The sequence below is a fragment of the Aurantibacter sp. genome, from assembly GCF_042094015.1.
Taxonomy (GTDB): domain Bacteria; phylum Bacteroidota; class Bacteroidia; order Flavobacteriales; family Flavobacteriaceae; genus Aurantibacter.
In genome coordinates this window covers 11,784-25,581 of the sequence record NZ_JBELDZ010000036.1, presented here as the reverse complement: position 1 = coordinate 25,581, position 13,798 = coordinate 11,784, and the positions used below count along the sequence as shown (strand labels likewise).

General features: G+C 30.6%; 16 protein-coding genes. 5 read left to right on the top strand and 11 right to left on the bottom strand.

Going from position 1 to position 13,798, the window contains the following annotated elements; genetic code table 11:
* The 3 genes from ACFDSN_RS07080 to ACFDSN_RS07070 form a co-directional block, all read left to right on the top strand.
* A partial coding sequence (locus ACFDSN_RS07080) for a GyrI-like domain-containing protein (RefSeq protein WP_375239144.1) occupies positions 1 to 414 on the top strand: 414 nt, incomplete at its 5' end.
* 347 nt (positions 415 to 761) lie between these two features.
* On the top strand, positions 762 to 2,270 hold the full coding sequence (locus tag ACFDSN_RS07075) for an amidohydrolase (protein ID WP_375239143.1): 1,509 nt from the start codon (positions 762 to 764) through the stop codon (positions 2,268 to 2,270).
* Positions 2,263 to 2,685, top strand: coding sequence for a phosphate-starvation-inducible PsiE family protein (locus ACFDSN_RS07070; protein WP_375239142.1), 423 nt, complete (start codon positions 2,263 to 2,265; stop codon positions 2,683 to 2,685). Before ACFDSN_RS07075 ends, ACFDSN_RS07070 begins: the two co-directional genes overlap by 8 nt.
* A 196-nt stretch (positions 2,686 to 2,881) precedes the next feature.
* Here ACFDSN_RS07070 and rimO read toward each other — a convergent pair whose 3' ends face one another.
* The gene (rimO, locus tag ACFDSN_RS07065; protein WP_375239141.1) at positions 2,882 to 4,186 is read right to left on the bottom strand and encodes a 30S ribosomal protein S12 methylthiotransferase RimO; all 1,305 of its coding nucleotides are present in this window, start codon (positions 4,184 to 4,186) and stop codon (positions 2,882 to 2,884) included.
* Positions 4,187 to 4,290: 104 nt separating this feature from the next.
* Here rimO and ACFDSN_RS07060 point away from each other — a divergent pair, with 104 nt between their 5' ends.
* Positions 4,291 to 5,361 (top strand): serine hydrolase domain-containing protein, encoded by a 1,071-nt coding sequence (locus ACFDSN_RS07060; protein WP_375239140.1) that lies wholly within the window; start codon positions 4,291 to 4,293, stop codon positions 5,359 to 5,361.
* On the opposite strand, the gene ACFDSN_RS07055 is transcribed toward ACFDSN_RS07060, so the two are convergent.
* The gene (locus ACFDSN_RS07055; protein ID WP_375239139.1) at positions 5,354 to 6,223 is read right to left on the bottom strand and encodes a hypothetical protein; all 870 of its coding nucleotides are present in this window, start codon (positions 6,221 to 6,223) and stop codon (positions 5,354 to 5,356) included. The genes ACFDSN_RS07060 and ACFDSN_RS07055 overlap by 8 nt on opposite strands.
* 43 nt (positions 6,224 to 6,266) lie before the next feature.
* On the opposite strand from ACFDSN_RS07055, the gene ACFDSN_RS07050 reads away from it, so the two are divergent.
* Positions 6,267 to 8,003: an Ig-like domain-containing protein gene (locus ACFDSN_RS07050; RefSeq protein WP_375239138.1), complete on the top strand. Its 1,737-nt coding sequence runs from the start codon at positions 6,267 to 6,269 to the stop codon at positions 8,001 to 8,003.
* A gap of 101 nt (positions 8,004 to 8,104) precedes the next feature.
* On the opposite strand, the gene ftsY is transcribed toward ACFDSN_RS07050, so the two are convergent.
* The 9 genes from ftsY to ACFDSN_RS07005 form a co-directional block, all read right to left on the bottom strand.
* Complete coding sequence (gene ftsY, locus ACFDSN_RS07045; RefSeq protein WP_375239137.1) at positions 8,105 to 9,079, bottom strand: signal recognition particle-docking protein FtsY; 975 nt, start codon at positions 9,077 to 9,079, stop codon at positions 8,105 to 8,107.
* A 175-nt stretch (positions 9,080 to 9,254) separates the two neighbouring features.
* Positions 9,255 to 9,407, bottom strand: a complete 153-nt coding sequence (locus ACFDSN_RS07040) for a DUF4295 domain-containing protein (protein WP_375239136.1) — start codon at positions 9,405 to 9,407, stop codon at positions 9,255 to 9,257.
* Positions 9,408 to 9,449: 42 nt separating this feature from the next.
* Positions 9,450 to 9,632, bottom strand: coding sequence for a 50S ribosomal protein L33 (gene rpmG / locus ACFDSN_RS07035; RefSeq protein WP_375239135.1), 183 nt, complete (start codon positions 9,630 to 9,632; stop codon positions 9,450 to 9,452).
* A 29-nt stretch (positions 9,633 to 9,661) separates the two neighbouring features.
* On the bottom strand, positions 9,662 to 9,898 hold the full coding sequence (gene rpmB, locus ACFDSN_RS07030) for a 50S ribosomal protein L28 (RefSeq protein WP_375239134.1): 237 nt from the start codon (positions 9,896 to 9,898) through the stop codon (positions 9,662 to 9,664).
* 77 nt (positions 9,899 to 9,975) lie between these two features.
* Positions 9,976 to 11,226: a competence/damage-inducible protein A gene (locus tag ACFDSN_RS07025; protein ID WP_375239133.1), complete on the bottom strand. Its 1,251-nt coding sequence runs from the start codon at positions 11,224 to 11,226 to the stop codon at positions 9,976 to 9,978.
* Complete coding sequence (locus ACFDSN_RS07020) at positions 11,226 to 11,567, bottom strand: Hpt domain-containing protein (protein WP_375239132.1); 342 nt, start codon at positions 11,565 to 11,567, stop codon at positions 11,226 to 11,228. Before ACFDSN_RS07020 ends, ACFDSN_RS07025 begins: the two co-directional genes overlap by 1 nt.
* 1 nt (position 11,568) lies before the next feature.
* On the bottom strand, positions 11,569 to 12,180 hold the full coding sequence (locus ACFDSN_RS07015; RefSeq protein WP_375239131.1) for a fumarylacetoacetate hydrolase family protein: 612 nt from the start codon (positions 12,178 to 12,180) through the stop codon (positions 11,569 to 11,571).
* 49 nt (positions 12,181 to 12,229) lie between these two features.
* Positions 12,230 to 13,003, bottom strand: a complete 774-nt coding sequence (locus ACFDSN_RS07010; protein ID WP_375239130.1) for an exonuclease domain-containing protein — start codon at positions 13,001 to 13,003, stop codon at positions 12,230 to 12,232.
* A 131-nt stretch (positions 13,004 to 13,134) separates the two neighbouring features.
* A partial coding sequence (locus tag ACFDSN_RS07005; RefSeq protein WP_375239129.1) for a 2-oxo acid dehydrogenase subunit E2 occupies positions 13,135 to 13,798 on the bottom strand: 664 nt, incomplete at its 5' end.

Genomic DNA, 13,798 nt, shown 5'->3' with positions numbered 1-13,798 from the left:
AACAACAAAACTATGGAACTTTTTAAACGTTTTATGCCTTTAAAAAAAACTATTCCAAATACATTAAATACAGATGTTTTTGCTTTACAAGTCTATAAAAAATTTACAGACTTAAAAGATATATCTCCAGATACTATTTTTAAAAAACATGCTTTAGTAGAAGTTAGCAACTTTGAGAATACACCAGAACAGATGGAACATTTTAATCTTGAAACGGGTTTGTATGCCGTATTTATACATAAAGGAACAACACAACAGTTTTATAATACGTGGCATTCTATTTTTACAGAATGGTTACCAAATTCTAAATACCAACTAGACCAAAGACCTCATTTTGAGGTTTTACCTGAAGGTTACAATCCTAACAGTGAAGAGAATATTGAGGAAGTTTGGATTCCAATAAAAAGTAACTAAATTGTAGTTTACAAAAAACAAAGCTATAAGTTCTTGTTCTTGACTTTGTCATTTTTTTAATCTAACTTCGTTTAACTGCTGATATAAAACATTATAACGATTTCATATCATCTTGTTAGCAATAATAACTAAGAAATAAACATATGAAACAAATTCTAATATTTTCAATCTTAATATCCCTCGTTTCGGCTTGCTCTATTCAATCTAGTAAATTAATAGACAATCAAATCCTATATTATGGAGGTGATATTCTTACAATGAGTGGTGATAAACCTAATTACGTAGAATCAATAGTCACAAATAGTGATACGATAGTGTTTATTGGACGTCTTTCAGAAGCTAAAAAGTTGTTTCCTAGGTCAGCACGAATAAACCTTAATGGAAAAACATTACTTCCTGGTTTTATTGATGCACATGCCCATTTCGCTGGATTCCCAAGTCAATCCATTGGAGCTCAAATACTACCTCCTCCGGATGCTGGAGCAAATAATATTGATGCCCTAATTCAAATACTTAAAGATTGGTCAACTCCTGAAAATATAGAATTAACTGGATGGATTTTTGGAATGGGATTCGATGATTCTGTTTTAGAAGATAAACGATTTCCTACTAAAGAGGATTTGGACAAAGTATCAACTGAGCATCCTGTTATGATTATCCATATCTCTGGTCATTTCTGCGTTGTTAATAGCAAAGGTTTGGAATTACTTAAGCTAACTGCTGATTCTCCCGACCCAGAAGGTGGTATAATTAGAAGAAAACCTGGTACAAAAGAGCCTAATGGGGTTTTAGAAGAATTAGCGGCAATTCCATTTATGCCTATGGTGCTTGGTCCCAAGAGTGAAGAGGCTATAAAAACATTTCTTACAGCTGGTCAAAATATGGCTTTATCATATGGTTACACTACCGTACAAGAAGGAAGAGCAATGCCAAGTTCTCATCTATTTTTAGAGTATGCGGCTAATACTAATTTCCTAAAATTAGATGTTGTAAGCTACATTGATTATTCTGTTGCTGATTCCTTGCTAACAACAGATTGGTATAACTCATCTTATAAAAATCACTATAGAATTGGAGGCGTAAAACTTACATTAGATGGATCGCCACAGGGTAGAACAGCTTGGCGCACTAAACCTTATCTAACTCCTCCAGTCGGAGCAGAAGAAGGATATTTAGGTTACCCAGCTATTCCATTGGATAAAGATGTTGAAAAAATTTATGATAGCGCTTTTCAAAATAATTGGCAAATACATACTCATGCAAATGGAGATGCTGCTATAGATCAGATGATTCGAACCTTAAAAAAAGTTACAACTAAATATGGGAATAAAAACAGACGAGATGTACTTATACATGGACAATATGTTAGAGAAGATCAATTGGATGCATTCAAGAATTTAAATATCATAGCTTCTTTGTTTCCATTACACACTTTTTATTGGGGAGATTGGCATAAAGAAATAATTGGTGATAGTTTGGGTAATAAAATAAGCCCAACTCGTACTGCCTTAAATAAGGGATTAAAAATAACAATTCATACTGATGCACCTGTGGCATTACCAAATTTAATGCGAGTTATTTGGACTGCTACAAACAGGGTATCCAGATCAGGGACCATCATTGGAGAGGAAGAAAGACTATCACCTTACGAAGCATTAAAATGCATTACTGAATGGTCTGCCTATCAACATTTTGAAGAAGAGACAAAAGGAACATTAGAAGAAGGAAAATTAGCAGACTTGGTAATATTGGACAAAAATCCTTTAAAATCTGAGCTAGATGATATCAAGGACATTTTAGTCATTGAAACAATCAAAGAAGGAATCACAGTTTACAAAAAAAATAATTATGACTAAAGACAAAATACTTGATAAAACTGAAGATATTGTATATCTAGTTTTATCAATACTTGCAATTCTTTTTATCCTATTTGAAATAATTGACTTAGTGTATACTTTTTATTCAGAAGTGAGTGAATTTTCATTTAATGACAAAAAATCAATAGCACTAACAGGTGTTCCTATTTTCTTTAATATTCTTATAACATTAGAAATTTTAGAAACATTTAAAGAACATCATAAAAACATATTAAGTCGAATAAAAATAATAATTTTGGTGGCACTCACTGCTATAGTCAGAAAGATAATTACATTGGATATAAAGCACACTGAAGATCTATTAGTTATAAGCATCTCTACTTTAGTTATTAGCTTATGTTTAGGCTATTATTTTCTATCAAAAAAAACAGAATATAGAATAAACTATTGCTAACAACGTATAAAAATAATTGCTATTTTAATACTTAATGAATTGTCGTTATAGTTTCGTTACGTCTGATTTTTCTAACGAAAAATCCTTGTACACAAAACCGCAACAATTCTTATACAACAACGTCTAAAAAACCTTCCTAAAACAAAAAACCTCAAAATGAAAATTCACTTTGAGGCTTTTTTTTAATGTATTAAATCTACTTTACAACTTCAGCGTATAAATCAAAATCTTCTGCTTCAGTTACTTTTACGTTATAGTAATCGCCTGTTTTAAGGTACGTTTCTGTAGCATCAATTAAAACTTCGTTATCTACATCTGGGCTATCAAATTCAGTTCTACCAACAAAGTAGTTACCTTCTTTTCTATCTATAACTACTTTAAATTCGTGTCCAATTTTTTCTTGATTTAATTCCCAAGATATCTGAGATTGGATTTCCATAATTTCGTTAGCGCGTTGTTGCTTTATTTCCTGCGGCACATCATCTTCTAAATTATAAGCGTGTGTGTTTTCTTCATGAGAATAGGTAAAACAACCTAAACGCTCAAAACGCATATCTTTAACCCATTGTTTTAGAGTTTGGTAATCTTCTTCTGTTTCTCCTGGATAACCAACAATTAAAGTGGTTCTAATAGTCATTTCTGGAACTGCTGCTCTAAAGTCTTTTAACAACTTAGTAGTTTTAGCTTGTGTAGTTCCACGACGCATACTTTTAAGAATCTTATCTGAAATATGCTGTAATGGTATATCTAAATAGTTACATATTTTAGGCTCTTTATTCATAAGATCTAAAACATCCATTGGAAAACCAGTAGGAAACGCATAATGCAGTCTAATCCATTCTATACCTTCTACTTTTACTAAGTTTTCTAAAAGTTCTGCAAGGTTACGTTTTTTGTAGATATCTAAACCGTAATACGTTAAATCTTGAGCAATTAAAATTAATTCTTTTACACCATTAGCTGCTAATTTCTCTGCTTCTATAACTAAATTTTCTATTGGTGTACTTTTATGCTTTCCACGCATTATTGGAATGGCACAGAAACTACATGGTCTGTCACAACCTTCTGCAATTTTTAAATACGCGTAATTTTTTGGTGTTGTTGTTAAGCGTTCACCAATTAATTCGTGCTTATAATCTGCTCCAAGCGCTTTTAATAAACCTGGTAATTCTGTAGTACCAAAATACTGATCTACATTTGGAATTTCCTTTTCTAAATCTGGTTTATATCTTTCGCTCAAACATCCAGTAACAAAGACTTTATCAACTTCGCCATCTTCCTTTTTCTGCATGTAATCCAAAATAGTATTTACACTTTCTTCTTTGGCATTATTAATAAAACCACACGTGTTTATAACAACTACATTTCCTTCTTCTTCATGTACAACTTCTTTGCCATTGGCTTTAAGTTGCCCCATTAACACTTCACTATCATAAACGTTTTTACTACAACCTAATGTAATTACGTTAATCTTGTTTTTTTTTAGTGTTTTAGTTCTCATACATTTATTTTGGACTGCAAAGATACGTAATGATTTACGATTGTATATTTTAAAAATTAAACTTTATCTTTATTACTTAGTCTAAATTGAAAAGCACTAGTCTTATGAAATATTTTTTAGTATTAATTTTAGTTGTTTCGTTATTAAATTGTTCTAATGAAGAAGAAATTATAACCACTACTTCTTCTGGTGATGAATCCACCTACTTTCCTCCAATTAATTCTAATGAATGGGAAACAAAATCTCCAGAAAGTTTAAATTGGAATACCTCAAATCTAAATGATTTATATACTTTTTTAGAAGAGAAGAATTCAAAAAGCTTTATTATTCTTCACAAAGGGAAAATAGTTGTAGAATATTACATGAATAATCATACCGAAGCCTCTTTATGGTATTGGGCAAGTGCTGGAAAAACACTAACTACTGCTGTTACAGGAATTGCGCAAGACAACGCGTTTCTTAATATAAACAATAAAGTTTCAGACTATCTAGGAACTGGTTGGACAAATGCAACGTTAGAGCAAGAAAATTTAATTACGTGTAAAAACTTATTAAATATGACTTCTGGCTTAGACGATACTTTAGGAGACGATACTTCTCCAGGTAATTTACAATATCTTTCTGATGCTAATACGCGCTGGGCTTATCATAATGTATATGTAAAACTACAAGATATTGTTGCTTCTGCAACTAACCAAACTTGGAATAATTATTTTGAATCTGCCTTAAAAAACAGAATTGGAATGTCTGGATCTTGGATTCCTTTAAATGACCTTAGTGTTTATTGGAGTAACACTAGAAGTATGGCGCGCTTTGGGCTGTTAAGTTCTAAAAACGGGAAATGGGATAACACTCAAGTTATTTCGGAATCGTTCCTAGATCAAGCCACAAATACTTCGCAAAACATTAATAATGCTTACGGGTATTTATGGTGGCTAAACGGAAAACAAAACTTCCATTTACCGCAAAGTCAAATTCAATTTAATGGTGAATTAATTCCTAACGCACCAACAGATATGTATTGCGCATTGGGAAAAAATGATCAAAAAATCTATATAATTCCAAGTAAAGATTTAGTTCTTGTTAGAATGGGAAATACTGCTGATAGCGACAATTTTGGACTTTCCACGTTTGATAATGATTTGTGGGAGAAAATTAATAATGTTATTAATTAATAATTTTATCACCTGTATTAAACATATTTTTAAAGTTAAGAATATAATAGAGTAACAATGGAACTAAACCATGAGATAATCTAAAAACCGTTTCATAGAAAGTTTGATGCATAGTTAACAACGAGAACGAATAGATAAATTCGCTTAAAACTCTTGCAATTGCAGTTATAAATCCCCAAAAAATTGCGTACAACAAAATATATTTAATAATTTTAGGAATAAACAAACCAATTACAATAATAAAATCTAAAACAGCAGCAACAAAGAGCAATCTTATTGTGGTTTCTTCCGTAGTACCTAAAATATTCATTGTTATAGTTACAAAAGATGCAGGTAAAGGCAATAATTCACCTAATGCGAATAGTCCATGACATAAAAAAGTTAATGCTATGACTACTTTTAAAGGTGTAATTAATTTGTAAATCTCTTTATGTTTTAAATAATAAAGCAATATAAATGGTAATGAAAACTGAATTGTATGTTCAAAAAACATTGCAAACACAAAAAACTTACTTTTCGCTTCTAATAGAGCCAAAACAACTAACAAAAAACCACCAAAAAATATAGCTGTTTTTACTATCTTAAAACTATAAGACTTTACCAACAAACAAAGTATTGCACAAATTAAAAAAAACACCCCATTAAATTGAATAAGCCTTTGTATATAGAAATCATTATCTAAAGAGATTACATAATTTTGCCATTCTACATTGAATAATAACTCTAACAATGGAGATAATAATTTTTCATCCCAAAGCAAAGACCTATAAGGTGCATCCCAGAAAATTAATTGATAAGCTCTACCAATAAAAACAAAAAAAGTAGTAATTTTGAGTAACTTTATCCCATATAGATGCCTCATTATAATTTTAAAGTTTTAATGACTCAATTTAGATAAAATAACTATGAAAAAAACCATTTCACTACTCTTTATTTTATCTTTTTTTATAACAAATGCCAATACAAGAAGATTTAGAATTATAATTACAGATAACCCTGCAACAACTTTAATGATAGGTTGGGAACAAGTTTCAGGATCTAACACCAAAATATATTATGACACTATTGACCATGGAATTAACTGGTCTAATTATACATTTTTTAAAACTACTGAAACAGAAATTTTTGACAAGGGAATGAATAATTCATTCACAAAACTTACTGGATTAACACCTAATACAAACTATTTTTTTATAATTAAAGACTCAGAAGGAACGAGTTCAAGGTTCTGGTTTAAAACAGCTCCTAATACTAATGAGACTATGTCGTTTATTGCTGGAGGAGATTCTAGAAATAATAGAATACCAAGACAGTTTGCAAACACAATGGTTTCTAAACTTAAACCAACTGCTGTATTTTTTGGAGGAGATATGACTAATAGCGATAGTAGCCTTGAATGGCAAGAATGGTTTGACGACTGGCAGCTAACAATTGCAAATGATGGCAGAATGTTTCCTATAATACCAGCAAGGGGCAATCATGAATTTAATAATAACCGAATACACAATTTATTTAATATACCTAACATTAATTCATATTATAAAATCACGTTTGGTGATAATTTATATTCTATTTACACATTGAATTCTGAAATATCAGCTGGAGGAAATCAAGCTGCTTGGCTTGAAAACAAACTAAGTATAGATAATTCAATATGGAAATCTGCACAATACCACAAACCTATGAAACCCCATGTTTCTTATAAGTCTGAAGGTAATGATGAATATAATAATTGGGCTAAATTATTTTATGATTATGGCGTAAAACTAGTTTTTGAATCTGACTCTCATACTGTTAAAACAACTTGGCCAATAAAACCCTGTTTATTTGGTATTAATTGTGATGAAGGCTTTGAAAGAGATGATATTAATGGAACAGTCTATGTAGGCGAAGGTTGTTGGGGCGCACCACTTAGAAATAGTAATGACAGTAAAACTTGGTCTCGAGATTTTGGATCATTTAATCAATTCAAATGGTTTTGCGTATCAAATGACAAAATAGAATTAAAAACTATAGTTATAGGTAACCCAATTACAATAATCGAAACAAACAACTCAACAACTTGTGAGCTACCAACCGGAGTTAATGTTTGGAATCCCACAAATGGAGATACAGTAACAATCGTTAATTCAACCCTTGAATCACCTAATATAACTTTTACTTCGGTCTCTGATAATGATTTTATTGAAAACGGCTTCAATACATCAATTCAAGCCGAAGCTTTTGATCCCGATGGAACAATTTCATTTGTAGAATTTTATATAAATGGAGAATTGATAACTATAGATAACACTTATCCATACGAGATAAATTATGACTTTAAAGATGGTTATTATCTTCTAGAGTCTATTGTAAATGATAATGATAATTTAACCAATAACGAAACCATTAGATTATATATAGGTAATTTTAATATAAAGTTATTTCCGAATCCATTTAAAGACATAATTTCATTCAATAATTTAGGAAAATCATTTATAAATGCTGAAATCTTTATCTATACAATTAATGGCAAATTAATTTATAATAAGAGACTTATCGGAAAAACAATAAATATGGAAGAATTATCCAACGGAATATATTTATTGAAAATGGTTGGAAACAACAATCAGATTGTCATAAAAAAAATTGTAAAGAAGTAGTTAATCTTTCTGTTCTCAAGAAATAAAAAACCTCAAATCAATGATTGATTTGAGGTTTTTTTATACTTTTAACTTGCCTTAAATTATAGGTAGTCTTAATACTATTTAAAGAAACTATCCACAAACTCATGTTTATTAAATACTTGCAAATCTTCTATACCTTCGCCAACTCCAATATATTTTACAGGAATTTGAAATTGATCGCTAATGCCTATTACAACGCCACCTTTTGCAGTTCCATCTAACTTAGTTACTGCTAAACTTGTTACCTCTGTAGCTGCTGTAAACTGTTTTGCTTGCTCAAAAGCATTCTGACCAGTAGAACCATCTAAAACTAACAAAACATCATGAGGTGCGTCACTAATCACTTTTTGCATAACACGTTTTACTTTAGTTAACTCATTCATTAAATTAACTTTATTATGTAATCTGCCTGCAGTATCAATAATAATAACATCTGCTTGCTGATTAACACCAGATTTTAACGCATCAAAAGCTACACTTGCTGGATCAGAACCCATATCTTGACGTACCATTGGTACATCTACTCTATCTGCCCAAACCTGTAATTGATCTATTGCCGCAGCTCTAAACGTATCAGCAGCACCTAACACAACTTTTAAACCTTGCTTTTTAAATTGATATGCTAGTTTTCCAATGGTTGTAGTTTTACCAACACCATTAACACCAACAACCATTAACACATAAGGCGTTTTAGAACCATCTGGCTGGTTTGGTAATTCTGGAATACTATAATCTGTAGCTTCACCAGAATTGGTTTCACTTAAAAGTTCTGCGATTTCATCTCTTAAAATCTGGTTTAGCTCATCCGTCCCTAAATATTTATCTTTAGAAACACGAGCCTCAATACCTTCAATAATTTTAAGTGTTGTATTAACTCCTACATCACTAGAAACTAGAACTTCTTCTAAGTTGTCTAAAACTTCATCATCTACTTTAGATTTTCCAGCAACTGCTTTACTTAATTTCCCAAAGAAAGACGACTTCGTTTTCTCCAAACCTTTGTCTAAAGTTTCCTTTTTTTCTGAAGAAAATATTTTTTTAAAAAAACTCATATTGTAATCACATTTAAAAGACACCTTTTTAGATGTACACTTTTAACATTTGAAGAAACAAATATTAAACCAAAAAATTATAAAAGTAATATTGTCAGTAAAAGATATTTTAAAAACAAAAAGCTGCTTCCTATTAAGAAAGCAGCAATTGTATTTTATTGATTAAACTTGTTAATTATTTCTTTGCAAAGAAATCTTTAACAAATTCTGGTGCCATAATTGATTCAACAAACATGTAAGCTCCAGTTTTTGGAGATTTCACCATTTTAATTGCTTTTGATAATCTTTTAGACGATGTCTGTAAAGATGCTACGGTTTTCTTTGCCATGACTAATATTTTTTAGGCCATTATTACGTGAGTAATAACGAATTACTTAATTTCTTTATGAACTGTCATACGCTTAAGGATAGAGTTAAATTTCTTAATCTCCATTCTATCTGGCGTGTTTTTTTTGTTTTTTGTTGTAATGTAACGAGAAGTTCCTGGCTTCCCTGACTCTTTATGCTCTGTACATTCTAATATAACCTGTACTCTATTTCCTTTTCTTGCCATCTTTAATATGCTTTAAATGTAGTAGACTATTATTTTAAGAAACCTTTAGATTTAGCTTCTTTAATAGCTGCTGTAATTCCTATTCTATTGATTGTCTTTAAAGCAGATGTAGAAAGCTTTAAAGTTATCCACTTATCTTCTTCAGGAAGAAACAAACGTTTTTTGATTAAATTCACATTAAATCTACGTTTCGTTTTATTCATTGCGTGAGACACGTTGTTTCCAACCATTGCCTTCTTTCCTGTAAGTTCACAAACTCTTGACATTATATATAACTTTAAATGTGATTAATTTCGAGGTGCAAATATATGGATTAATTACATTATAACAACCTATTATTATATTAATTTATTAAAATTTCTTTTTGCAGCAACTCCAACACCTTGTTTACCGACTTATTTATTACCTTTTCTCTGTGATTTCCCATATAAAAAGTATAACTCTTTATTTCTTTTTTTGTTGATATTGCAATACAAACAGTTCCAACTTCTACATCAGAATCTCCTTTTTCTGGACCTGCATTTCCTGTTGTAGAAACTCCAATATCAGAATTAAACTTTTGCCTAACTTGCTCTGCCATCTCAATAGCAACTTGCTCACTAACAACTGAATATTTATTAATAGTTTCTTCAAAAACACCTAATAAATCTATTTTTGATTGTGTTGCGTAACATACCAAACTGCCTTTTAGATAATTAGATGCACCTTGACGTTTTGTAAAAACTTCTGTTAGTTTTCCTCCAGTACAACTTTCTGCAAAAGCAATTGTAAAATTTTCTTTTGTTAATTTTTGAGCCACAATTTGCTCTATACTGTTATTATTATCCTCAAACCCAGAAAAAACATCTTCTATAAGTGGTAATACTTTTTCAACTTCTCTTGCTACTATATTTTCAATAGTCTCTTTGTTAAATCCTTTTATAGACAATCTTAGTCTTACTTTTCCAAGACTAGGTAAATAAGCCAATTTTAATTCTTCTGGTAAATTATTTTCCCAAGCCTCTATTCGCAATGCTAAAGCACTTTCTCCTAAACCGTTTGTAAGTATGGTTTTATGCAAAATAAATGGACGTTTGTATTTTTCTTGAAGTTTTGGAAGTACTTGATTAGTTATCAAGCCTTTCATTTCAAAAGGAACACCTGGTAAAGAAATAAATACTTTATCTCCTTTTTCAATCCACATTCCTGGCGCTGTACCAAACTCATTTTGTAAAACTTTACATTTTGAAGGCACCAAAGCTTGTTTTCTATTTAAGTCAGAAATTGGTGTATTTACATATTTAGCAAACAAATCTTCTACGTGTGCTAAAACCGTATCGTCCTGTACCAAAGTATCATTAAAGTATTCTGCTAAAGTGTGTTTTGTTATGTCGTCTTTTGTAGGACCTAATCCGCCAGTAACTATAACAATATCTGCATTAAATTCTGCAGCTGTAAAAGCTTTTAAAATATGTTCTTTATCGTCTTGAACTGAAGTAATTTGATAAACCGAAACACCTATCTTGTTTAATTCTTTCCCAATAAATGCAGAATTAGTATCCACAATTTGACCAATTAGAATTTCATCTCCAATAGTAATTATTTCTGCTTGCATTATAAATTAAAATCGTTTTTTATTTCTGACAATGCTTTATTTACACTATGTACAAATACTTCTAGTTGTGAATCTATAGTCTTATCTTTTTGACTAAATTTCCCCCAGTTTTGAATTTCAATTAAAGTATCGTAATGCTTTAAACCAAATAATTCGATAGTAGGTTTCATTTTATGGGCCACTTGATAAGTTTGCTCATAATCTACAGCTTCTACTGCTTGTTGTAACATTGTAACATCTTCAGGCAACTCATCTAATAATGTCTGAACTAATACAGCAACAAACTCCTTATCGTCTTCTGCAATTGCATTAACTTTCTCTAAATTATAATTGTTTGCCATTTTACTTTACGTTAATTGAAAATAATTGTTTGTCTTCTAAAAAGCCAACCAACCTGTCGTTAGGATAAACTTTAGAAACTCCTGCTGGTGTTCCGGTAAATATAATGTCTCCAATTTTTAAAGTAAAATATTTTGACACATATTCGATGATCTCATCTATTTTATACAACATATGACTCGTTTTTCCGTTTTGAACAAGCTCATCATTTTTTTTTAAACTAAAATTTAAATCATCCACATTTTTAAAATCTGATTTTGGCAACCAATTACCAATTACAGCTGCACCATCAAAAGATTTTGCTTTTTCCCAAGGCAATCCTTTTTCTTTTAATTGTTGTTGCACATCTCGTGCCGTAAAATCTATTCCAACACTAATATCGTTATAATATTTATGAGCGAATTTTTTATCAATATGTTTTCCAACCTTATTAATCTTAACCAAAACCTCAACTTCATGATGTACATCATCTGAAAAATCTGGTATAAAAAAAGGTTGTTTCTTTAACAAAATAGCTGTATCTGGTTTTATAAAAATAACCGGATCTATTGGTTTTTCGTTATTCAACTCTTTAATATGGTCTGTGTAGTTTCTACCAATGCAGATTAATTTCATATTATTCTAATTAAAACTATTTGATATGAGATATATCTTTAATTTACTTTTAAAATTTATTATTAAAAGACTTCAACTTAATAGCTGTTAAAACCTTTTTAGTATATAATGGGAAATCTGCATTAAGCAACCAACCAAAATAACCAGGTTCTTTTTCTAGAACATCTGTTACTAATTTACCCTTGTGTTTTCCAAAACTAAAACACTCTAACCCTTCTTTATTAAAAGCTATAAAACCTGCAAAATCTGCAAATTGTTTCCTAGAACTAAATTCTGCTAAGAACTTGGAGTCATTTTCTAAATCGGGATATCTATCTAATTGTGCCTTTAAAATTTCATAAGTTGCAAATGTGTCTGCTTCAGCACTATGTGCATTTTCTAGAGTTTGATCGCAATAAAATTTATAAGCTGCACTTAACGTGCGTTGTTCTTTTTTATGAAAAATGGTTTGCACGTCTACTGCTACACGAGATTTCATATCAAAATCTAAGTCAACACGAAGCATCTCTTCTGCCAATAAAGGAATATCAAATCTATTAGAGTTAAAACCTGCTAAATCCGAATCTTTTATTAATGCATGAACCTCTTTACTTAATTGCTTAAACGTTGGAGCATTTTTTACATCTTCATCACTTATTCCATGAATTGCAGTTGTTTCTGCTGGAATAGGCATTTCAGGATTAACTTTCCATGTATGGCGTTCTTCCTTACCATTTGGAAATACTTTTAAAATTGAAATCTCTACAATTCTATCTTTAGTAATACTAATTCCTGTAGTCTCCAAATCGAAGAAACACATTGGTTTTGTAAGCTGTAGTTGCATAAAGTAGTTTATAATTTTAACAAAGATACTGATTCACTTTTTTATTAAAAGACTATGAATCAAAATAAATTCTACAAAAAAAAGCCCAACCAAAGTTGAGCTTTTTTTATATAAATTTTAAATGGGTTTGCTTAAATTTCTCTATTTACATCCCAAGCTTCTAAATATTCTTTAACTGTTTTTACAAACTGTCCGCCTAAAGCCCCATTTACAACACGATGATCGTAAGAATGTGACAAGAACATCTTATAACGAATTCCAATAAAATCGCCATCTGGAGTTTCTATAACTGCTGGCATTTTACGTATAGTACCTAAAGCTAAAATCCCTACTTGTGGTTGATTAATAATTGGTGTTCCCATAATACTTCCAAACGTTCCAACGTTAGTTACTGTATAAGTTCCTCCTTGAATATCGTCTGGTTTTAATTTATTCTCTCTTGCGCGTTTTGCTAAATCGTTAACCGCTTTAGTCATACCAACCAAGTTTAATTGGTCTGCATTTTTGATTACAGGAACAATTAAGTTTCCATCTGGTAAAGCTGCAGCCATACCAAGGTTAATATTTTTCTTTTTAACAATAGTATCGCCATTTAAAGAAATATTCATCATTGGATGCTCGCGTAATGCTCTTGCAATAGCTTCCATAAATATTGGTGTAAAAGTTAAATTTTCGCCTTCACGTTTACCAAAGTCAGATTTAACTTTTTTACGCCAGTTCCAAACATTTGTAACATCTACTTCTATAAAACTCTGAACATGTGCACTTGTTTGCACAGATTCTACCATATGATGC